Below are 21,011 nucleotides of genomic sequence, written 5' to 3'. Positions count from 1 at the left end.
TTAACGTTTATCGAGCGTTCTTGTCAGGGTGTCGCCGATGAACTGAATGACGAAAACGATCAGCAGAATCGTCAGCGTCGCCACCAGCGTCACGTCACTGTGGTTGCGTTGAAACCCTTCCAGATAGGCCAGGTTGCCCAGGCCGCCGGCGCCGATCACCCCGGCCATCGCGGTGTAGCTCACCAGCGCGATCAGGGTGACGGTGATGCCGGAAACCAGCGCCGGCGAGCTCTCCGGCAGCAATACGCGGAAAATCAGGGTGCGGTTTTTGGCGCCCATCGAGCGCGCCGCTTCGATCACCCCTTTGTCGACCTCGCGCAGCGCGATCTCTACCAGCCGGGCGTAGAACGGCGCCGCGCCGACGATCAGCGCCGGCAGGGCCGCGTCCGCGCCGAGAATGGTGCCGATCAGCGATTTGGTGAACGGGATCAGCAGCACGATCAGAATGATGAACGGAATGGAGCGGAAGACGTTGACCAGTACGGAGATCAGCGAGTAGACCGCCCGGTTCTGCCACAGCTGGCCTTTCGAGGTTAAAAACAGCAGCACGCCGAGCACGATGCCCAGCACCAGCGTGGCCAAACCGGCGATGCCGGTCATGTACAGCGTTTCCCAGGTGGCGTCCCACAGTTGGTCCAGACGCAGGTGGGGGAACAGGGATTCAATCATGTTGGATAACCTCGACGGCGATGTCTCTTTCGTGCAGCAGGCTGAGCATGTCGGCGACTTGTTGTTCGTTGCCTTCGGCGTGAATGTACAGTTCGCCGAACGAACCGTTGAGGGTGTGGCTGATCTTGCCGTGCAGAATGTTGATGGTCAGGGCGTAGCGCCGGATCACTTCGGCGATCACCGCCTGATGGGTTTGCACGCCCACGAAGGTCAGCTTGAAAATCGCCCCCGGCAGATGGGCGGTGAGCAGCGGGTTGAAGCTCTCTTCGGTATCCGCATACTGCGACACCTGTTTGACGAACTGCCGGGTGATCGGCTGCTGTGGCCGGGTGAACACGTCGAGCACCGGGCCTTCTTCGACGATGCGGCCGTTTTCCATCACCGCTACGCGGTGGCAGATTTTGCGTACCACGTGCATCTCGTGGGTGATCAGCACGATGGTCAATTTCAGCTGGCGGTTGATGTCCAGCAGCAGGTCGAGAATGGCGTCGGTGGTCTGCGGATCGAGCGCCGAGGTGGCCTCGTCGCACAGCAGCACGCTCGGGTTATTGGCCAGCGCACGGGCGATACCGACGCGCTGTTTCTGGCCGCCGCTGAGCTGCGAAGGGTAGGCGTCTTCACGCCCCTGCAGGCCGACCAGCGCGATCAGTTCCGCCACGCGCGGCGCAATCTGCGCCTTGGGCACGCCGGCGATCTGCATGGAAAATGCGATGTTTTGGCTGACGGTGCGCGACCACAGCAGGTTGAAGTGCTGAAACACCATGCTGACTTTCAGGCGCGCCTGGCGCAGGTGGCTGCCTTTGGCGCGGGCGATATCGAAGCCGCCTACGTCAATGCGGCCGCTGGTGGGCGTCTCCAGGCCGTTAAGCAGGCGGATCAGCGTGCTTTTGCCGGCGCCGCTGTAGCCGATGATGCCGTAAATTTGCCCGGCCTCTACCGCCAGACTGACGTTGTCTACCGCCACGACGCGGCCCTGTGTGCTGTCAAAAGTTTTGCAAACGTTCGAAAGAACGATCATAACGAAGCGGATCCTTATCGATACATCACAGCATTCCGTCCAGAGCGCGGTGCGCCGGACAGGGATCGTTCGGCTTTTCGGCGGGCACAACCCGGCGGGGAGTGGCGGACGGAACCTCTGTTGCGGGTGAATACCGGGCAATCCTACCGAGGGTTTATAGTGACAGGAAGAATGTAAATTCTATTACTTATTCTGATTTGATATATAAAACGGCGGGTGAAACAGGGGGGGAGAAAACCGGCCGCAGGGCGGCCGGCGGGAGGGCTAGCGTTTGTCCAGCTTCATGTGCAGCAGCGGGAACGGGTTGCCCTGGCCGTCGAGCGGCGAACGGCCGGTGATGACAAACCCGTAGTGGCGGTAGAAGCCGCTGGCCTGCGGATTTTGCTCGTTTACGTCCAGCTGCAGCTCATCGTGCAGCGTTTCCGCGTGGGTGAGCAGCGCTTTGCCCACCCCTTTGCCGCGCTGATCGGCGTCGATAAACAGCATCTCCACCTTGTTGCCGTTCAGGCCGATAAAGCCGCAGGGGTGCCCCGGCCGCTCTTCGGCCACCCAGACGTTAACCGCCGGCAGGTAGTCGTTCAGCACCAGCGGGAACAGCTGCGCGATGTTGTCTTCGGTTAAAAAATGGTGAGTGGCGCGCACCGAACGCAGCCAGATATCTGCCAATTGCGCGTTGTCTTCCGCCGCGCGTGCTCTGATGGTAATCATCGAACTCTCTGCTATCTAAGTTGGAGGAAAAAAACTAGATAGAGGTTTTGTGGGGTTAGTGCCGAATTAACGTGGGTTAACGCCCTGCAAAGCGCCTCTGCAGTGGATCGAATAGGCCCGCCTTTCTGCCGGCGGTATAATAAATGTAATTCAGTAAGTTAATGCTTTCAACCGCCGCAGGGCGCAATGAGTTGCCCGCCGCGTGATACACTGGCCGCTGAATGAGCGAGAGGGCAGCAGGATGGAAGCGGTACGCGCAGCGATAGAAAAACAGGTGCTCAGCCTGACCGGGCTGGCGCTCGGCGGCGTCGATTTTGAGAACCCGCCGGGCGATCCGGGCTTGTTCGGCCCGCAGTCGGTCATCTGGCAGGTTCACCGCGATTTCACCCCGATGCTGTGCGGCGGCGTCAGCGCCTTGCTGCTACAGATGTTGCACCCGCTGGCGCTGGCCGGGGTGTGGGATCACTCCAACTTCCGCGAAGATATGATTGGCCGCCTGCGCCGCACCAGCCAGTTCGTGTCGGTCACCACCTTCGGCCCGACCGCCGAGGCGAAGCGGCTGATCGCCAAAGTCAAAGCCATCCATCTGCGGGTGACCGGCGTCGGCAGCGACGGCACGCCTTATGCCGCCAGCGATCCGGCGCTGCTGACCTGGGTACACGTCGCGGAGAGCAGCCGTTTTCTGGCCAGCCACCTGCGCTACCGCAACCCCCATCTTTCCCGCGATTTGCAGGATCAATACTACCGCGAAGCGGCGCGCGTGGCCGCCGCGCTGGGGGCGACCGCCATCCCTCAGTCCTGCGCGGAGGTCGAAGAGTACCTGCAGGCGATGCGGCCGCAGCTGATCTGCGATGAACGCACGCAAGAGGTGGCGCGCATTCTGCTGAAGGCGCCGGCGCCGAGCGCATTGGCGCGCCCGCTCGGCGGGGTGGTGATGCAGGCGGGCATCGATCTGTTGCCCGATTGGGCGCAGCGGCAGTTCGGTTTTCATCCGGGCGCGCTGCGGCGGCGGCTGGTGCGAACGGGCGCCGCAGGCCTCGGCAAGGCGCTGGGCGCGTCGATGCGCAACGGCTCCTATCAGCGCGCGGTGCGGCGCATCACTCAGCCGTCATGAGCCACAGCCGCTATAATTAACCTTTGTTTATCTTCGTTTACGGCCGCTTTTGAGACTTTTACGGGTGATCCGGCCAGTAATGCGTTTTACACTTGGGGGCAAAACCACATTCCATTTTTAGCGCGCAGCCGATTCTGCCGCGCCCTGACCCTATTGAGGTGATATGAACGAGTCATACGTACTTGCTGAAGTCAGCAATGAGAACCAGACGCTGGTTGCGGTGGTTCAGCAAGGGAGCAGGGCAGCCTATTTTTATATCTATCCCGCCGAAGCCTACAGCGATCGCTATCAGGTGCGCGCCTGCTGGCTGCGCAACCTGGCCGCCGCGCCGCTGCAGGAAGATCGCGCCGCGCTGGAACAAGGGCAGCCGCCGATGCTGGCGGCGGAGTATTGCCGCAACCTGGAAGGCGAAGCGCCGCTGAACCCGGAAGGGCTGATGGTGGTGTGGAGCGAAAGCGACGACGGCGCGGCCCTGTGGTATTACGGCCAACTGCTGGCGGTGATCCCCGGTTGGAGCCTGTATATCGACCATTCGGTGTGCTATTCCGCCAGCTGCATCAAGGAGAGCCCGCTGGCCTATCCGCTCGGTTCGGCCTCGACCAACACCCAGTATGCGCAGGCGGAGAGCACCCGCCAGTTCTGGCGCAGCTGGCAGCGTGAAGAGGGCAACCCGTGGCCGAAGATGCAGCGCGATTTTCAGGCGCGCTATGAGTCGCATTTCGGCCCTTCGGTGAAGTACTACGCCATCGATCAGGGCAAGTGGCCGCCGATGGCCATTACCCAGCATGAGCGCGACGGCATCTATTACTTCCTCACCATGGGGGTCAGCATCCGGCCGATGCCGTGGGTGGAGATCCTGTTCAACGACGAGGCTTCGCGCTATCGCCGTATGGAGATGGCGATCGCCATCGACAGCCAATACATGACCGAAGACAACGCGGTGCAGATGGCCAGCGCGCTGGCCGGTTTCGCGCATGCGCCGTGGGCGCGGCTGACCTGGATCGGCGAAGGGCATACGCTGGAGTCGGACGTGGCGCCGCTGGGCTACGAGGGCTATATTTTATCGTCGTCCTTCTACCCGCATAATGCGCACCTGACTCTGCCGCAGCAGTACGGCGATCCGGTGAACCTGTTCTGGGCCAGCCCGGTGTTTACCGCCGAGCGGCAGCTGGCGCACGCCACGCCGAACGGCGGGCACGATCTGGTTAACCGGCTGCGCGAGCAGGGCGTCGACCATATTTTCCGCCCGCGCCAGCCGGTGTGCTGACACCACTTATCTTCTCTTCGGGAGCCGCCATGACCAGCGCGCTGTTGATTATCGATGTGCAGGAAGGATTGTTTACGCCGCCGCCGGCGGATGCCGCGGGCACCGTTGCGCGTATCAACCAACTGAGCGAGCGCGCCCGCCGGGCGGGCGTGCCGGTTGTCGTGATTCAGCACCATACGCCGGACGACGAACTGCCGCACGGCAGCGCCGCCTGGCAAGTGCTTGCGGCGCTGAAGGTGGCGCCGGGCGATCATCGGGTGGATAAAACCACGCCGGACTCGTTCCTGCGCACCTCACTGGGTGCGTTACTGATCGCTAACGGCGTATCGCAGCTGGTGGTTTGCGGCTACTCCACGCCGTTTTGCATCGATACCACGGTGCGCAGCGCGGCGGCGCACGGTTATCCGGTGACGCTGGCGGCGGATGCGCACACCTGCCACGACAAACCCTATGCCGACGGTCTGCTGATCCGCACCCACCATAACGAGACGCTGTCGAATATCGACAGCTTCGGCGTGCCGATCCGTGCCGTGCCCGCGGCGGACATCGTGTTCTGAGAACGGAAAAACGGGGGCTAACGCCCCCGTTCGTTATTTCAGGCCCGCCCGCCGCGCCGCCACCTTGGCCAGCGCCGCCCAGTCCAGATCCGCATCCCCCTGCGCCATCGCGTCGAGGAAGTTGTCTTTCAGCACCCCGGCGAACGGCATCGGCGTATGGCTGTCGGCGCCGGCGGCCAGCGCCAGCCCGACGTCCTTCAGCCCCAGCGCCAGCCGGAACCCGGCGGGGGAATACTTCTCGGCGGCGATCAGCGCGCCATAGCCCTGATAGGCCGGGGCGGCGAAGACGGTGCTACTCAGCATCTGCAGGTAGTCGGCGCCGGACACGCCGTAGTTGCGCACCAGCGCGCTGCCTTCCGCCATCGCTTCAATGGCGCTGGCCAGCGTAAAGTTGGTGGCGATTTTGACCACGTTGGCCTGCGCCGGATCGGCGCCGAAGTGCCAGGTTTTCTGGCCGAGGGCATCGAACAGCGGCTGCGCTTGCTTCAGCCGCTCGCTATCGCCGGCCGCCAGAATATTCAGCTTGCCGGCGGCGGCCACGTCGACCCGCCCCAGCACCGGCGCGGCGAGATAGCCGATGCCGTGTTCCGCATGCAGCGCCGTCAAACGCTTGGCGAGTTCGACCGAGATGGTCGCCATATTGATATGCAGCGCGCCCGGTTTCATCCGTTGCAGCAACCCGCTGTCGACCACCACCTGTTGCGTGGCGGCATCGTCGGCCAGCATGGTGATCAGCACGTCGGCATCGGCCAGCTGTTCCGGCCGTTCTGCCTGCCGCGCGCCGGCGCTCACCAGCGGCTGCGCCGCCTGCGGCGAGCGGTTCCATACCGTTAAGGCGAAGCCCGCTTGCAACAGGTTGGCCGCCATGGCGCTGCCCATCCCACCCAGTCCGGCAAATCCGATCTTCATCATGCGCTCCTTTTTCAGGTTGAAGGTTTTACCCTAGCGCGCCAGGGCAGGAACGCAAATGCCGGAGTGTAACGCCGTCTTACGCGCTATTGACGCGTTGCCGCTGCGGGTATACCTTGATGCCATGAATATATCGATGCACTCCACCCACAATCAGTCATGGTGGCGCCTCTTCTGAGGCGGCACGAGTATTCACATCTCTTATTAATGCCGCCGGTTTGGCGGCATTATTTTTTGTGGCGTTGATCCGGCGGTCTACAGACCTTCAGGAGCACTGTCATGAGTTACACCATTCTTACCGGCGATCGCGCCACCGGCCCACTGCATTTAGGCCACTTCGTCGGCTCGCTGCGCCAGCGCGTGGAACTGCAGCACCAGCATAACCAAACGGTGATGGTGGCGGATCTGCAGGGTCTGACCGACAACGGTAACAACCCGCAAAAAATCAGCGCCAACGTGCTCAACGTGGTGGCCGACTATCTGGCGGTGGGCATCGATCCGCATAAGACCACGATCTGCCTGCAGTCGGCGCTGCCGGCGTTGGCCGAGCTGACGATGTACTACCTTAATCTGGTCAGCGTGGCGCGGCTGGAGCGCAACCCGACGGTGAAAAACGAAATTGCCGAGAAGGATTTCGCCCGCAGCCTGCCGGCCGGTTTTCTGATCTATCCGGTCAGCCAGGCGGCGGACATCACCGCCTTTGGCGCCACCCACGTGCCGGTCGGCGAGGATCAGCTGCCGATGCTGGAGCAAACCAATGAGATCGTGCGGCGTTTCAACCACATCGTCGGCCAAGCGATATTAACGGAGTGCCGGCCGCTGTTGAGCAACGTCGGGCGTCTGCCGGGGCTGGACGGGCAGGGCAAGATGTCGAAATCGCGCGGCAACGCCATTCAGCTTGGCGCCGGCGCCGACGAGGTGCACAAGGCGGTGATGAGCATGTTCACCGACCCCGGCCATCTCAACGTCAGCGATCCCGGCCGGGTGGAGGGCAACATGGTGTTCACCTACCTGGACGCCTTCTGCGAAGACGCCGCGCTGGTGGCGGATCTGAAGGCGCACTATCGGCGCGGCGGGTTGGGGGACGTGAAAATCAAACGGCTGCTGGAGGATTGCCTGCAGAGCCTGCTCGAGCCGATCCGCACCCGCCGCGCCGAATTCATCGCCGATAAAGGCGAGCTGACGCGCATCCTGCAGCACGGCACCCGCCGCGCGCATCAGGTCAGCCAGCAGACGCTGCAACAGGTCAAGACGGCGCTGGGGCTGGACTTCTTCACCCTGGCGTGAGGCGAACGCCGGGGCGGCACGCGTCACGCCCCGGCCATAAAACCATCATCCCACTGTCATAAATTTATCCGTTAATAGGTGCCCATAATGATTAGCCACTGAAACCAGAGAAATCATATGGCTCAGGCACTGTTAAAATTGGCACAGCACGACTTTCCAGGGCAGCACGCCGCCGCATCCCGCAAAGTATTATCGGTAAAGGGACTCGGCAAGGCCTACAAAGCGCAGCAGCGCGTGCTGGATGACATCAATTTCGATCTGCACGCCGGCGAATTCGTGGCGGTGATCGGCCGCTCCGGCGCGGGCAAGTCCACGCTGCTGCACACCCTGAACGGCACCATTCCTTCCAGCTGCGGCGAGATGCTGCACTTCGAAGACGATGGTGTGGCGCAGGATATCGCCCAACTGGCCGGCCGCCAGATGCGCCAGTGGCGCGCGCGCTGCGGCATGATCTTCCAGGACTTCTGCCTGGTGCCGCGGCTGGACGTGATGACCAACGTGTTGCTGGGCCGCCTGAGCCACACTTCCACTCTGAAATCCTTCTTCAAACTGTTCGATGACGCCGACCGCGCTCGCGCCATCGAGCTGTTGCAGTGGCTGAACATGCTGCCGCACGCGCTGCAGCGCGCCGAGCACCTCTCCGGCGGCCAGATGCAGCGCGTCGCCATCTGCCGTGCGCTGATGCAAAACCCACAAATCCTGCTGGCCGATGAGCCGGTCGCGTCGCTCGATCCGAAAAACACCCGCCGCATCATGGACGCGCTGCAGAAAATCAGCGAAGACGGCATCGCGGTGATGGTGAACCTGCACTCGGTCGAACTGGTGAAAGAGTATTGCTCGCGGGTGATCGGCATCGCCCACGGGAAGATCGTGTTTGACGGGCATCCTTCGCAACTGAACGAACGGATCCTGCACCAGCTGTATGGCGAAGAAGCCAATCAGATCCATTGAAGCACTTTTGACCTTTACCCTTTACACACAAGGCACACCTAATGAAAAAAGTATTGAGTCTGACCACCCTGATGGCCGGCGCGATGATGGTATTTAATGCTGCCGCAGCGGATGCGCCGAAAGAGCTGAACCTGGGCATTCTCGGCGGCCAGAACGCCACCCAGCAGATCGGCGATAACCAGTGCGTGAAGCAGTTCCTGGACAAAGAGCTGAACGTCGATACCAAGCTGCGCAACTCGTCCGACTATTCCGGCGTGATCCAGGGCCTGCTGGGCGGCAAGATTGACCTGGTGCTGAGCATGTCGCCGTCGTCGTTCGCCTCGGTCTACATCAAGGATCCGAAAGCGGTGGACATCGTCGGCATCGCGGTCGACGACGTCGACCAGTCGCGCGGCTACCACTCGGTGGTGGTGGTGAAGGCCGGCAGCCCCTACCAGAAACTGGAAGATCTGAAGGGCAAGGCCATCGGCTTCGCCGATCCGGATTCCACCTCCGGCTTCCTGATCCCGAACCAGGCGTTTAAAAAGCTGTTCGGCGGCACGGTCGACAACAAATACAACAACACCTTCTCCAGCGTCACCTTCTCCGGCGGCCACGAGCAGGACATCCTCGGCGTGTTGAACGGCCAGTTCGAAGGTGCGGTGACCTGGGCGTCGATGATCGGCGACTACAACACCGGCTACACCAGCGGCGCGTTCACCCGCATGATCCGCATGGATCACCCGGACCTGATGAAACAGATCCGCATCATCTGGCAGTCGCCGCTGATCCCGAACGGCCCGATCCTGGTGAGCAACTCGCTGCCGGCCGACTTCAAGGCCAAAGTGGTCACCGCCATCAAGAAGCTGGATAAAGACGATCACCAGTGCTTTATCAAGGCGATGGGCGGCAAGCAGCACATCGGCGACACCACCCTGGCGGAATACCAGACCATCATCGATATGAAGCGCGAGCTGACCAAAGGCGACCGTTAATTCCCGGCTGCCCTGGCCGTCCGAATGAAGGGGTTCAGCGTGCTGAGCCCCTTGTTCCATAAAGATGGAAGACCTCTTTTGAATACCGATTTCGCACACTATTACCAACGGATCCGCAGCAAGCAAAAGCGCGAAGCGCTGCTGTGGTCGCTCGGGCTGGTGGCGCTGTACCTGGGCGCCGGCAACCTCGCCGAGTTCAACCTGCACACCGTTTGGGTGTCTATTCCGCACTTCTTCGACTACCTGGCCGAAACCATTCCGACGCTGCACTGGCCTCTGCTGTTCGCCGACGGGCGCACCGAGGGCTCGCTGGCCTACTGGGGTTACCGCCTGAATATCCAGCTGCCGCTGATCTGGGAGACCCTGCAGCTGGCGCTGGCGGCGACCATTTTCTCGGTGCTGGTGGCGACCGTGCTGGCGTTCCTGGCGGCCGGCAACACCTATACCCCGGCCTCGGTGCGGCTGGCGATCCGCACGCTGGTGGCGTTTTTGCGCACCATGCCGGAGCTGGCGTGGGCGGTGATGTTCGTGATGGCGTTCGGCATCGGCGCTATTCCCGGCTTCCTGGCGCTGGCGCTGCACACCATCGGCAGCCTGACCAAGCTGTTCTACGAATCGATCGAAACCGCCTCCAACAAACCGGTGCGCGGGCTGGCGGCCTGCGGCGCCACGCCGCTGCAGCGCATGCGCTTCGGCCTGTGGCCGCAGGTGAAGCCGGTGTTTCTCTCCTACAGCTTCATGCGGCTGGAGATCAACTTCCGTCAGTCGACCATTTTGGGGCTGGTGGGGGCGGGAGGCATCGGCCAGGAGCTGATGACCAACATTAAACTCGACCGCTACGATCAGGTCAGCATGACGCTGCTGTTGATTATCGTGGTGGTTTCCGTGCTCGACTACGTGTCGGGCGAGCTGCGCAAGCGCGTGGTGGAGGGGGCAAAATGATAGCGGGCACTCCGGCGTCGGCGGAAACGCTGCGCCAGTTGAAACAGCAGCATCCGGCGATCTTCGCGCAGCAGGGGCGCTACCTGCGCACCGTTGGCCTGATCGCGCTGGCGATCGTGCTGTACTACGTGTTCTTCTTCCTGGTGTTCGGCATTACCTGGCCGCAGTTTATCAACGGCTGTCAGCAGCTGGGGCGCTATTTCCTGCGCATGTTCGTCTGGCACGACTTCGTCAACTGGCCGTTCATGTACTACTTCCAGCAGATCGGCATCACCATCGCCATCGTGTTCGCCGGCACCATTACCGCGTCGCTGATCGCGCTGCCGCTGTCGTTCTTCGCCGCACGCAACGTGATGTCGACGCCGCTGCTGCGGCCGATCTCCGTGCTGGTGCGCCGCTTGCTGGACGTGCTGCGCGGTATCGACATGGCGATCTGGGGGCTTATCTTCGTGCGCGCCGTCGGCATGGGGCCGCTGGCCGGGGTGTTGGCGATCGTGATGCAGGACGTCGGGCTGCTGGGCAAACTGTACGCCGAAGGGCACGAGGCGGTGGACAAGTCCCCCAGCCGTGGCCTGACGGCGGTAGGCGCCAACGGGTTGCAGAAGCACCGCTACGGCATCTTCACCCAATCGTTCCCCACCTTCCTGGCGCTCAGCCTGTACCAGATCGAGTCCAACACCCGCTCTGCGGCGGTGCTGGGCTTCGTCGGCGCCGGCGGCATCGGCCTGGTGTACGCGGAGAACATGCGGCTGTGGAACTGGGACGTGGTGATGTTCATCACCCTGATCCTGGTGGTGGTGGTGATGATCATGGACAAGGTCTCGTCGATGCTGCGCAACAAGTACATCATCGGCGAAGACATCCCGCTGTATCAGCAAAAAAGCCAAATCGATTGAGAAACCCCTTGCCGATCCCTATACTGCCGCACATTCAAGGTGTGTGGCAGTCATTTCGTTTCGCAATGTGCGCACGTCCCCGTTAGACAAATAAGGCAATGCAATCCCATGATGAACAACGACGTGCTGCGCAGCGTGCGCTATATGCTGAGCATTAACAACGCCAAAATGGTCGAGATTATCAAACTGGACGATTTCGAGGTGGCGGTGTCGGCGATGGACGCTTACGTGATCAAAGAAGGCGAGCCGGGCTACGAGAAGTGCCCGGACGAAGTGATGGCGCACTTCCTCAACGGCCTGGTGTTCTTCAAGCGCGGCAAGGACGATAAGTTCCCGGCGCCGGCGGTTGAACTGCCAATCACCAATAACCTGGTGCTGAAAAAGCTGCGCGTGGCGTTTGAGCTGAAAGACACCGACATGCACCAGATCTTCACCGCGGTGGACTTCCGTATCTCCAAGCCGGAGCTAAGCGCGCTGTTCCGCAAAGAAGGCACCAAGAACTACCGCCCATGCGGCGATCAGATGCTGCGCTACTTCCTCAAAGGGCTGGCGCAGCGCGTTCGCGGCGAGTAACGCGCAGCGTTCACCGAACATCGGGCGCAATCGCAAGGTTGCGCTTTTTTTTGCCGCTCTCCCGCCCGCCGTTGTTGTACTGGCTCTCAGCCATCCGCCATCGATGGTGGACGGGCCGCCCCTCCGGTTACTTTCTCATGGTCAATTCAATCCCCCAAACCATGAGGAAAGCAGGATGCCAACCATCACGAAAACCCAATCACTTTACACGTTGACCCGGCCGGTCTGGCTGGATGCGGCAGGCATGAGCAAGGGCATCGACCACGATCGTCAGCACCTGGGCATCATTCTCGCCGCCGGGGAGGTGCTGCGAGTGCGGCAGACCAACGCGGCGTTTACCGGCAAGCTCACGCTGCGCTTGCTGAATGACGACAGCAAAACGGAGGCTGAATTCAGCGTCGGCGCGAGCTGGGTCGAGGCCCAGGTCAATGCCGTCTCGGTGCCGTTCATCGATACGCCGTACGGGCAGGGCGAACCGGCGCTGGAGTTCGAGTATCCGGACACGGCGAAAGCGCTGCCGGTTTATCGCCGTGGCGAAAACGAAGCCGCATTTTTCGCCCGCTGGGACGATCGGGACGCCAAGTTTGCGCTGGTCGATGCGGAATACGCGGTATTGCTGGTGCCGAAAATCAGTAAACCGGCGCTGAAGTCGCTGGGCGAAGCGAAAAACATCGACGGGCTGATCGCCTACTATGACCGCATTTTCACCTTCTACAATGCGCTGACCGGCGTCTCGTTCGAGGCCGAACACGAATCCGATCGCAATATTCGCAACCGCTACTTTATGAAGGCCGATAAACACGGCGCCGGCGCCGCGTATTACGGCGGGCGCTGGACGGCGGAAACCAGCAACTCGGTCAGCAGCTTCTGGCTGACGCCGAAAGACAGCAACTGGGGCAGCCTGCATGAGATTGCGCACGGCTATCAGGGGCACTTTATGGGCGACAAATATTTCTCCACCGGTGAGATGTGGAACAATATTTACGCCGCTTGCTATCAGGACGTGATGCTGGGAGAGCGCAAATACCAGGAAGGGTGGCTGTATAACTACGGCAACGCGGCCGGCGTCGAGAAGAAAATCGTCGATCTGATCGCTCAGGGCACGCCGCTCAACCAGTGGGATCTGCGCTCCAAGCTGTTCTTCGCGATGCTGATGGTCGACAAGGCAGGCAAGAACGCCTTCACGCACTTTAACCAGCAGTATCGCCAAAGCTGCAATACGCCGGGCTTCGTGCCGTCCGAACATGCCTTGCTGGATCTGCTGTCGGCAAGCTTCGCCGCGGCCGGCGAGCAAATCGACGTGACGCCGTTCGTCGAGCTGACCGGCGGCGTGATCACCCAAACGCAGCGCGATCTCAACGCGTTCAGCCACGCCAAGGCGGTGTATCCGCTGTATCAACTGGTGGATGCGCAGAGTTTGCCGGCGGTGCAGGCACAGCTGAAGCTGGATTCCTCCCTGCGCCTGGTCGATTCCTCTCAGCTCAAGGCGAGCGGCCTGAAAGGCGATGTCGCCCTGAGTCTGGATATCGATGACTTTGCGCAGATCTACGGTGAGGATCTGGTGCTGATGGAAGGGGCGCGCTATGCCCACAAGGTCCGTATCGACGCGCCGACCCTGGCCCTGAATGCGTTGCCGATCGGCGTGTACACCCTGCGGTTACCGACCGGCAAGGATCGCAAATATCGGCCAACGGCGGGTTACCTGACGGTGAAGCAGGGGAAAAACGCGGTAACGCTTCGCTTCGAACGCAAAGCCGCTTCGCCGATCGTTTCACAGGAGATCGCTCTGTTGGGCCTGAGCGATGCGGTCTTCGCCACCGTGGTCGTCGATCGCGCCAAGGGCGCAGTGGTGGTTGACGTGACCAGTACCACGCCGCATTCCTACTTCCCCGGTGAAACCTATGCCCGAGTGACGCTGCGCGATCGGCAGGGCGCGGTGCGCTTCACTAAGGAGATTCAGGGCACTCAGGCTACGTTAAGTCATGACGAGCTGCCGTTTGCCGAGGGCGATGACATCGAGATTTACCATGTGGAGCCGAGCCGGGTGCGCTTGAATCCGGCGGCGGCCGGCGTCATCGACAACAAAATCAAAACCAACGTGCTGCGTATCGAAAAAAGCGGGCTGAAAAATCCGGCGTTGCCCGGCGATCCCGAGCAAGCGCTGCTGGCGCGCCTGGAACAGGCGGCGCAGCGTTTGCGCCGCCTGCTGCCGGCTTACTACGCGCCGTCGTCGTCGTTCAAGGACGATATTTATCTGGCGATCGGCGCCTTCGCCGAGCCGCAGCGCGAGTCGCTGTTGGCGACCTATCGGGATTGCCTGCCGGCCGACAATGCGCCGCCGGGCGCTAACGTCGGCAATGCGTTTACCGTGGTTTGCAAAGGGATCGGCGATCGCCAGTTTCTGACCGGCGCCGTCGATCTGGTGAAGAAAACCGTGACCGTGACGCTGGCGGCGGGGATTGCCCACCACTACTTTGCCGACAGCTACGCCTTCCTCAGCGTGACGGATGCGGACGGTAACACCTTGCTCAGCTACGACGTCATCGGCAGCCAAAATCAGCCGGCTAAAACCTGGGTGCTGCCGCTGTCGGGCTACGGCGGTGAGGTGATCCATCTGCGGCATGAAGAGCCGGACAACCGTCTGACGATCGTCAACGAGATGCAGCACGTGCGGTTGGCGGAGAAGGGCAAGCAACAGACCTACTGCATTACCTCGATCGGTTTGAAACGTATCAACGACTGATCCACATCCCCCTCCCGGGGCGGCGAGCGTCGTCGCCCCGGTTTTCCTCTGCATCATCCCCTTATTGCACTCTTTTTGTTCTCCCGCTGCGCGCCGCTGGTGCAGCCCATTCGCCGTCGCCGTCATAAGTTTTAATTATAATTTATTGAAATCATGAAATTAAAAATTGGCACGCCGGTTGCTCTGTTGAATCCCATCTTGTGTACCAGATGGAATTCAGCCGATGAGCGACCCTGTTGAAACGTGCGGTTTTACCCTCAGTGAATGGCAGCACCATTATCAAACCCGTCCGGCGGGCGAGCGCCTCGCCTGCGTCAGCGCCACGATCGAAGCGCTGGTCGCCGATTTGGATTCAGACGACAACGCCTGGCTGTATCTCGCCACCCCGGCGCAGCGCGAGCGGCAGTATCGGCAACTGGCACAGAGGCTCGAAGCAGTCGCCGGCGATCTCAGCCGCCTGCCGCTGTTCGGCGTGCCCTTCGCCATCAAAGACAATATCGACGTCGGCGGCTGGCCGACCAGCGCCGCCTGCCCGGCGTTCACCTATCAGGCCGCGGCGGACGCCACCGTGGTCGCCAACCTGCGCGCCGCCGGGGCGATCGCCCTCGGTAAAACCAACCTCGACCAGTTCGCTACCGGGTTGGTGGGCACCCGCTCACCCTATGGCGCAGTGGTCAACAGCTTCGACAGCCGCTACGTCAGCGGCGGCTCCAGCTCCGGCTCCGCTTCGGTGGTGGCGCGCGGCCTGGTGCCGTTCGCGCTGGGCACCGACACCGCCGGTTCGGGGCGCGTGCCCGCCGGGTTCAACAACATCGTCGGGCTGAAGCCGACCAAAGGGCGGTTGTCCAACCGCGGCGTGGTGCCGGCCTGCCGGTTGAACGATACGGTATCGGTCTTCGCGCTGACGGTGGCCGATGCCGCGCAGGTGGCGGAACTGGCGAGCGGCTTTGACCCGGCAGACCCGTATTCCCGCCCCGATCCGCATACCGCGCCGGCGGATATCCCCGCCGCGCCGCGTTTTGCCGTTCCCGCCCAGCTGGAGTTTTTCGGTGACGTGCAGGCCGAGCGGGCGTTTCACCGCGCGCTGGCGCAGCTGCAGGCGGGCGGCGCCACGTTGGAACCCCTCGATTTCGCGCCGTTTCGCACCCTGGCGGAGCAGCTGTATTACGGCCCCTGGGTGGCGGAGCGCACCGTGGCGATTGAGCAGGTGCTGGAAGCGAACCCGCAGGCTATCGATCCGGTGGTGCGCGGCATCGTCGGCAACGGCCTGGGCTACAGCGCCTGCGACGCCTACAAAGCGGAATACCTGCGTGCCGAGCTGGCGCGGCAGATCGCCCAGCGGCTGGCGCCGTTCGACGCGCTGGTGGTGCCGACCGCGCCCACTATTCGCACCCTGGCGGAGATGGCGCAGGAGCCGGTGCTGTTCAATTCTCAGTTCGGCACTTACACCAATTTCACCAACCTGGCCGATCTGAGCGCGCTGGCGCTGCCGGGGCCGCTGCGCGAAGACGGGCTGCCGGCGGGCATCACCCTGATTGCGCCCGCCTGGCATGACCGGGCGCTGGCGGCGTTTGGCCTGCGCTGGCAACGGCAAAGCGCCTTGCCGCTCGGGGCAACCGGCCGGGCATTGCCGCCGCAGCCGGCGCCGGCGCCGTCTTCGGGACACGTGCGTCTGGCGGTAGTGGGCGCTCACCTCAGCGGTATGCCGCTCAACGTCCAGCTGACGCAGCGCGACGCGGTGCGGGTGGAACAAACCGTCACCGCCCCCTGTTACCGCCTGTACGCGCTGGCCGATACCGAGCCGCTGAAGCCGGGGCTGGCGCGTGTGGCGCAGGGAGCGGCGATCCGTCTTGAGCTGTGGGACATTCCGCTGGCCCGTTTCGGCGAGTTTGTGGCGGAAATTCCGGCGCCCTTGGGTATCGGCACGCTGCTGCTGGCGGACGGCCGGCGGGTGAAGGGGTTTATCTGCGAAGCCTGGGCGCTGGAAGGCGCCACGGATATTACCGAGTTTGGCGGCTGGCGCGACTATCTCGCCGGCGTTAAGGGGGCATGAACATGTTTACTACCGTACTGATCGCTAACCGCGGCGAAATAGCCTGCCGCGCCATTCGCACCCTGAAACGCCTGGGCGTCACCAGCGTGGCGGTTTATTCCGACGCCGACCGCAATGCGCCGCACGTCACCGAAGCCGACAGGGCGGTGGCGCTCGGCGGCGACAAGGCCGCCGACAGCTACCTGAGCATCGACAAGATCCTTGCGGCGGCGGCAGCCACCGGCGCGCAGGCGATCTACCCCGGCTACGGCTTTTTGTCCGAGAGCGCCGAGTTTGCCGACGCCTGCGAGGCGGCGGGCATCGCCTTTATCGGCCCGACGGCGGCGCAGATGCGCGAGTTCGGTCTCAAGCACCGGGCGCGCGAGCTGGCGGCGTTGGCCGGGGTGCCGATGACGCCGGGCACCGGCTTGCTGGAGAGCGTGGAGCAGGCGGTTGCCGCCGCCGCGCGCATCGGCTACCCGGTGATGCTGAAAAGCACCGCCGGCGGCGGCGGCATCGGCCTGACGCGCTGTGACGACGAGGCGGCGCTGCGCGAGGCGTACGACAGCGTCAAACGGCTGGGAGAGCAGTTCTTCCGCGACGCCGGCGCGTTTATCGAACGCTTCGTCGATCGGGCGCGTCACGTCGAGGTGCAGATTTTCGGCGACGGCCAGGGGCGGGTGGCGGCGCTCGGCGAGCGCGACTGCTCGCTGCAGCGCCGCAACCAAAAAGTGGTGGAGGAAACCCCGGCGCCACACCTGCCGGCGGCGACCCGCCAGGCGCTGCATCGGGCGGCGGTGGCGCTGGGCGAATCGGTGAATTACCGCAGCGCCGGCACCGTGGAATTTATTTACGACGCCGCGCGCGACGAGTTTTACTTCCTCGAAGTGAACACCCGCTTACAGGTCGAGCACCCGGTCACCGAGATGGTCACCGGCCTGGATCTGATCGAATGCATGCTGCAGGTGGCGGCGGGCGATGCGCTGGATTGGGCGGCGTTGCAACGCGCGCCGCAGGGCGCGGCGATCGAAGTGCGTCTCTACGCCGAAGATCCGCTGAAAAACTTCCAGCCCAGCCCCGGCGTGCTGACCGAGGTGCATTTCCCCGCCGACGTGCGCCTCGACGGTTGGGTGGCGACCGGCAGCGAAGTCTCGGCGTTTTACGACCCGATGATCGCCAAGCTGATCGTACACGGCGCTGACCGCGCGCAGGCGCTGGAAAAACTGCGCGTGGCGCTGGCGGCGACCCGTTTGCACGGCATCGCCACCAACCTCGATTATCTGCGGCAGGTGATCGCCACGCCGCAATTTCAGCGCGGCGACGTTTGGACGCGCCTGCTGGACGATTTGCATTACCAGCCGCACTGCCTCGAAGTGCTGCAACCCGGCACCTACAGCAGCGTGCAGGACTATCCCGGCCGCCTCGGCTATTGGGACATCGGCGTGCCGCCGTCCGGCCCGATGGACGACTTCGCGTTCCGGCTGGCCAACCGCATCGTCGGCAACCACCCGGCGGCCGCCGGGCTGGAGTTCACCCTGCAGGGGCCGACGCTGCGCTTTCACTGCGACGCCACCATCGCGCTGACGGGTGCCAGCTGCCCGGCCGATCTGGACGGCGAAGCGGTCGCCTACTGGCGGCCGATCGCGGTGCGGGCCGGGCAGGTGCTGACGCTGGGGCGCGCCACGCACGGTTGCCGCACCTATCTGGCGGTACGCAACGGCTTCGACGTGCCGGTGTATCTCGGCAGCCGTTCCACCTTCGCGCTCGGCCAGTTCGGCGGCCACGCCGGGCGCACCTTGCGCGTGGCGGACATGCTGGCGATCGCTCAACCGGAATTGGCCGCCAGCACCACGCCGGCGCCGATCGCCGCGCCGCAGGCGATGGACGACAGCCTGATCCCGCACTACGGCGACCAGTGGCACATCGGCGTGCTGTACGGGCCGCACGGCGCGCCGGACTTTTTCACCGCCGAATCGATAGACGCCTTCTTCGCCACCGACTGGCAGGTGCATTACAACTCCAATCGCCTCGGCGTGCGCCTGTCGGGGCCGAAGCCCGAGTGGGCGAGAGAGGACGGCGGCGAAGCCGGTTTGCATCCTTCCAATGTGCACGACTGCGAGTACGCCATCGGCGCGATCAATTTCACCGGCGACTTCCCGGTGATCCTGACCCGCGACGGGCCGAGCCTCGGCGGCTTCGTCTGCCCGGTGACCATCGCCAAGGCCGAGCTGTGGAAAGTGGGGCAGGTGAAGCCGGGCGACCGCATCCGGTTCCATCCGATCGGTTTTCGCCAGGCGCAGTCGCTGGAACAGGCGCAGCTCGGCAGCATCGAAGCGCTGGCGGCGGTGAAGGCCATCACCCTGCCGCCGCCGGATCTGGCCCCGGCGGATACCGTTTCCGCCGCGGTGCTGGCGGCGCTGCCGGCGGCGGAAGGGCGCCCGGCGGTGGCGTATCGCCAGGCGGGAGACGGCTACATCCTGATGGAGTACGGCGACAACGTGCTCGATCTGGCGCTGCGGCTGCGCATTCATCTGCTGATGCAGTCGCTGCGGCAGGAGGCGATACCGGGCGTGGCGGAGCTGGCGCCGGGCGTGCGTTCGCTGCAGATCCGCTACGACAGCCGGTTGATAAGCCAGGCCGATCTGCTGCAGCGCCTGCTGGCGCGCGAACGGGCGCTGGGGGACGTCAGCCGCCTGAAGGTGCCGACGCGCACCGTCTGGCTGCCGATGGCGTTCGAGGATTCGGCCACGCTGGGGGCGGTCGATCGCTATCAGCAGACGGTGCGCGCTTCGGCGCCCTGGCTGCCGAACAACGTCGATTTCATTCAGCGTATCAACGGCCTGAGCCGACGCGAGCAGGTGCGCGACATCCTGTTCGACGCCAGCTACCTGATCCTCGGATTGGGAGACGTCTACCTCGGCGCACCCTGCGCGGTGCCGCTCGATCCGCGCCATCGCCTGCTGAGCTCCAAATACAACCCGGCGCGCACCCACACCGCCGAAGGGACGGTCGGCATCGGCGGCATGTACATGTGCATCTACGGCATGGATTCGCCGGGCGGTTACCAACTGGTGGGGCGCACGCTGCCGATCTGGAACAAATTCCTCAAAAACCCGCAGTTCACCGCCGGTGAACCCTGGCTGCTGCGCTTCTTCGATCAGGTGCGCTTCTACCCGGTCAGCGAGCAAGAACTGGACGAGCAGCGCGAAGCGTTCCGCGAAGGGCGCATGCAGGTGCGCATCGAAGAGAGCGAATTCGACTTCGCCGCCTACACCGATTTCCTGGCCGACAACGCCGAGGCGATCGCCGACTTCCAGCATCGCCAGCAGCAGGCGTTCAACGCCGAAGTGGCGCGCTGGCGCAGCGATGACGACGAGGCCGAGGCGCAGCTGTTGCCGCCGGTTGAAGAAGACGCGATCGACGGCGATCTGGTCAGCGCCGATCTGAACGGCAGCGTGTGGAAGATCCTGGTGGAGCCGGGGCAGGCGGTGGCGGCCGGGCAGCCGCTGATCGTGGTCGAGGCGATGAAGATGGAATTGGCGGTCACCGCGCCGCGCGCCGGGATCGTCAAACGCATCAGCTGCCGGCAGGGGCGGCCGGTCGGGCCGGGCGACGCCCTGCTGTGGCTGGAAAAAGCGATCTGAACGGAGGGGCGAAGATGCAAATCACCAACGGAGAGCACAAGGCGCGGCCGGAGGGGCTGGCGGAGCGCATTTATCTGCAGCTTAAGGCCGACATCTTCGAGTTTCGCCTGCTGCCGGGCGATCGCTTCAGCGAAAGCGACGTGGCGCAGCGCATGGCGGCCAGCCGCACGCCGGTGCGTCAGGCGCTGTTTCGACTCGAGCGCGAAGGCTATGTCGAGGTGCTGTTTCGCAGCGGCTGGCAGGTGCGGCCGTTCGATTTCGCCTACTTCGAAGAGCTGTACGACCTGCGCATCGTGCTGGAACAAGAGGCGGTGAAACGGCTGTGCGAATGGCCGGCCGGGGAAACGCCGGCCGCGCTGGCGGCGCTGAACCGTTTTTGGACCGAAGCGCCGCGTCTGGCGGACGGCCAGGTGGTGTCGCAGCACGACGAGCAGTTTCATCAGGCGTTGGTGGCCGCGGCGGGCAACGGCGAAATGGCGCGCATCCACCGCGAGCTGACCGAAAAGATCCGCATCATTCGCCGACTGGATTTCACCCAGCAGGCGCGGGTGGACGCCACCTACCGCGAACACGCCGCCATTTTGCAGGCGATCCTGCAGCGGCAAAGCGGGGTGGCGCAAGCGCTGCTCGGCGAGCATATCGCCGTCAGCAAGGCAGAGGTACGAAAAATAACGCTGCACATGTTGCACCAGGCGCGGGCCCAGCAGCCGGCGCGCTCGGCGTAACG

17 protein-coding genes are annotated in these 21,011 nt (G+C 63.4%); 13 read left to right on the top strand and 4 right to left on the bottom strand.

The window, feature by feature from the left end:
- The 3 genes from ACF8MC_RS06910 to ACF8MC_RS06900 form a co-directional block, all read right to left on the bottom strand.
- A complete protein-coding gene (locus ACF8MC_RS06910; RefSeq protein WP_033637581.1) occupies positions 1-669 on the bottom strand; it encodes a methionine ABC transporter permease in 669 nt (222 codons plus the stop codon).
- Positions 662-1,687, bottom strand: a complete 1,026-nt coding sequence (locus ACF8MC_RS06905; protein WP_049212838.1) for a methionine ABC transporter ATP-binding protein — start codon at positions 1,685-1,687, stop codon at positions 662-664. Before ACF8MC_RS06905 ends, ACF8MC_RS06910 begins: the two co-directional genes overlap by 8 nt.
- A 264-nt stretch (positions 1,688-1,951) precedes the next feature.
- Positions 1,952-2,395 (bottom strand): acetyltransferase, encoded by a 444-nt coding sequence (locus ACF8MC_RS06900; RefSeq protein WP_015377088.1) that lies wholly within the window; start codon positions 2,393-2,395, stop codon positions 1,952-1,954.
- 241 nt (positions 2,396-2,636) lie between these two features.
- On the opposite strand from ACF8MC_RS06900, the gene ACF8MC_RS06895 reads away from it, so the two are divergent.
- The 3 genes from ACF8MC_RS06895 (at position 2,637) to ACF8MC_RS06885 (ending at position 5,333) form a co-directional block, all read left to right on the top strand.
- Positions 2,637-3,509 carry an oxygenase MpaB family protein gene (locus ACF8MC_RS06895; RefSeq protein WP_164104701.1) on the top strand — a complete coding sequence of 291 codons (873 nt, stop codon included), beginning with the start codon at positions 2,637-2,639 and terminating at the stop codon, positions 3,507-3,509.
- 163 nt (positions 3,510-3,672) lie between these two features.
- Complete coding sequence (locus ACF8MC_RS06890; RefSeq protein WP_043146926.1) at positions 3,673-4,776, top strand: suppressor of fused domain protein; 1,104 nt, start codon at positions 3,673-3,675, stop codon at positions 4,774-4,776.
- Between the two features lie 29 nt (positions 4,777-4,805).
- Positions 4,806-5,333, top strand: coding sequence for a cysteine hydrolase family protein (locus ACF8MC_RS06885; protein ID WP_060452743.1), 528 nt, complete (start codon positions 4,806-4,808; stop codon positions 5,331-5,333).
- Between the two features lie 33 nt (positions 5,334-5,366).
- Here the strand turns inward: ACF8MC_RS06885 and ACF8MC_RS06880 are convergent, their stop codons facing one another.
- Positions 5,367-6,242: an NAD(P)-dependent oxidoreductase gene (locus tag ACF8MC_RS06880; RefSeq protein WP_060438056.1), complete on the bottom strand. Its 876-nt coding sequence runs from the start codon at positions 6,240-6,242 to the stop codon at positions 5,367-5,369.
- Between the two features lie 279 nt (positions 6,243-6,521).
- Between ACF8MC_RS06880 and trpS the strand changes: the two genes are divergently transcribed.
- From trpS to ACF8MC_RS06830, 10 genes are all read left to right on the top strand, one after another.
- Positions 6,522-7,529 carry a tryptophan--tRNA ligase gene (trpS, locus tag ACF8MC_RS06875; protein ID WP_101427925.1) on the top strand — a complete coding sequence of 336 codons (1,008 nt, stop codon included), beginning with the start codon at positions 6,522-6,524 and terminating at the stop codon, positions 7,527-7,529.
- A 117-nt stretch (positions 7,530-7,646) separates the two neighbouring features.
- Complete coding sequence (phnC, locus tag ACF8MC_RS06870; protein ID WP_019454697.1) at positions 7,647-8,480, top strand: phosphonate ABC transporter ATP-binding protein; 834 nt, start codon at positions 7,647-7,649, stop codon at positions 8,478-8,480.
- A 41-nt stretch (positions 8,481-8,521) separates the two neighbouring features.
- Positions 8,522-9,454: a phosphonate ABC transporter substrate-binding protein gene (phnD, locus tag ACF8MC_RS06865; RefSeq protein ID WP_025302014.1), complete on the top strand. Its 933-nt coding sequence runs from the start codon at positions 8,522-8,524 to the stop codon at positions 9,452-9,454.
- Positions 9,455-9,532: 78 nt separating this feature from the next.
- Positions 9,533-10,396 carry a phosphonate ABC transporter, permease protein PhnE gene (gene phnE, locus ACF8MC_RS06860; protein WP_033637590.1) on the top strand — a complete coding sequence of 288 codons (864 nt, stop codon included), beginning with the start codon at positions 9,533-9,535 and terminating at the stop codon, positions 10,394-10,396.
- Positions 10,393-11,292, top strand: coding sequence for a phosphonate ABC transporter, permease protein PhnE (phnE, locus tag ACF8MC_RS06855; RefSeq protein ID WP_033637591.1), 900 nt, complete (start codon positions 10,393-10,395; stop codon positions 11,290-11,292). Before phnE (ACF8MC_RS06860) ends, phnE (ACF8MC_RS06855) begins: the two co-directional genes overlap by 4 nt.
- A gap of 108 nt (positions 11,293-11,400) precedes the next feature.
- Positions 11,401-11,865, top strand: coding sequence for a DUF1456 family protein (locus ACF8MC_RS06850; RefSeq protein ID WP_004939471.1), 465 nt, complete (start codon positions 11,401-11,403; stop codon positions 11,863-11,865).
- Between the two features lie 175 nt (positions 11,866-12,040).
- Positions 12,041-14,608, top strand: coding sequence for a putative mucin/carbohydrate-binding domain-containing protein (locus ACF8MC_RS06845; protein ID WP_164104702.1), 2,568 nt, complete (start codon positions 12,041-12,043; stop codon positions 14,606-14,608).
- 223 nt (positions 14,609-14,831) lie between these two features.
- Complete coding sequence (gene atzF / locus ACF8MC_RS06840) at positions 14,832-16,661, top strand: allophanate hydrolase (protein ID WP_164104703.1); 1,830 nt, start codon at positions 14,832-14,834, stop codon at positions 16,659-16,661.
- A gap of 2 nt (positions 16,662-16,663) precedes the next feature.
- Complete coding sequence (gene uca, locus ACF8MC_RS06835; RefSeq protein WP_164104704.1) at positions 16,664-20,284, top strand: urea carboxylase; 3,621 nt, start codon at positions 16,664-16,666, stop codon at positions 20,282-20,284.
- Positions 20,285-20,298: 14 nt separating this feature from the next.
- The gene (locus tag ACF8MC_RS06830; RefSeq protein ID WP_033646979.1) at positions 20,299-21,009 is read left to right on the top strand and encodes a GntR family transcriptional regulator; all 711 of its coding nucleotides are present in this window, start codon (positions 20,299-20,301) and stop codon (positions 21,007-21,009) included.
- Positions 21,010-21,011 lie beyond the last annotated feature (2 nt).

The organism is Serratia sp. LACPHL-BACT-2024-00286 (assembly GCF_043109535.1).
GTDB lineage: Bacteria > Pseudomonadota > Gammaproteobacteria > Enterobacterales > Enterobacteriaceae > Serratia > Serratia sarumanii.
This window is presented reverse-complemented; position numbering and strand designations above follow the sequence as displayed.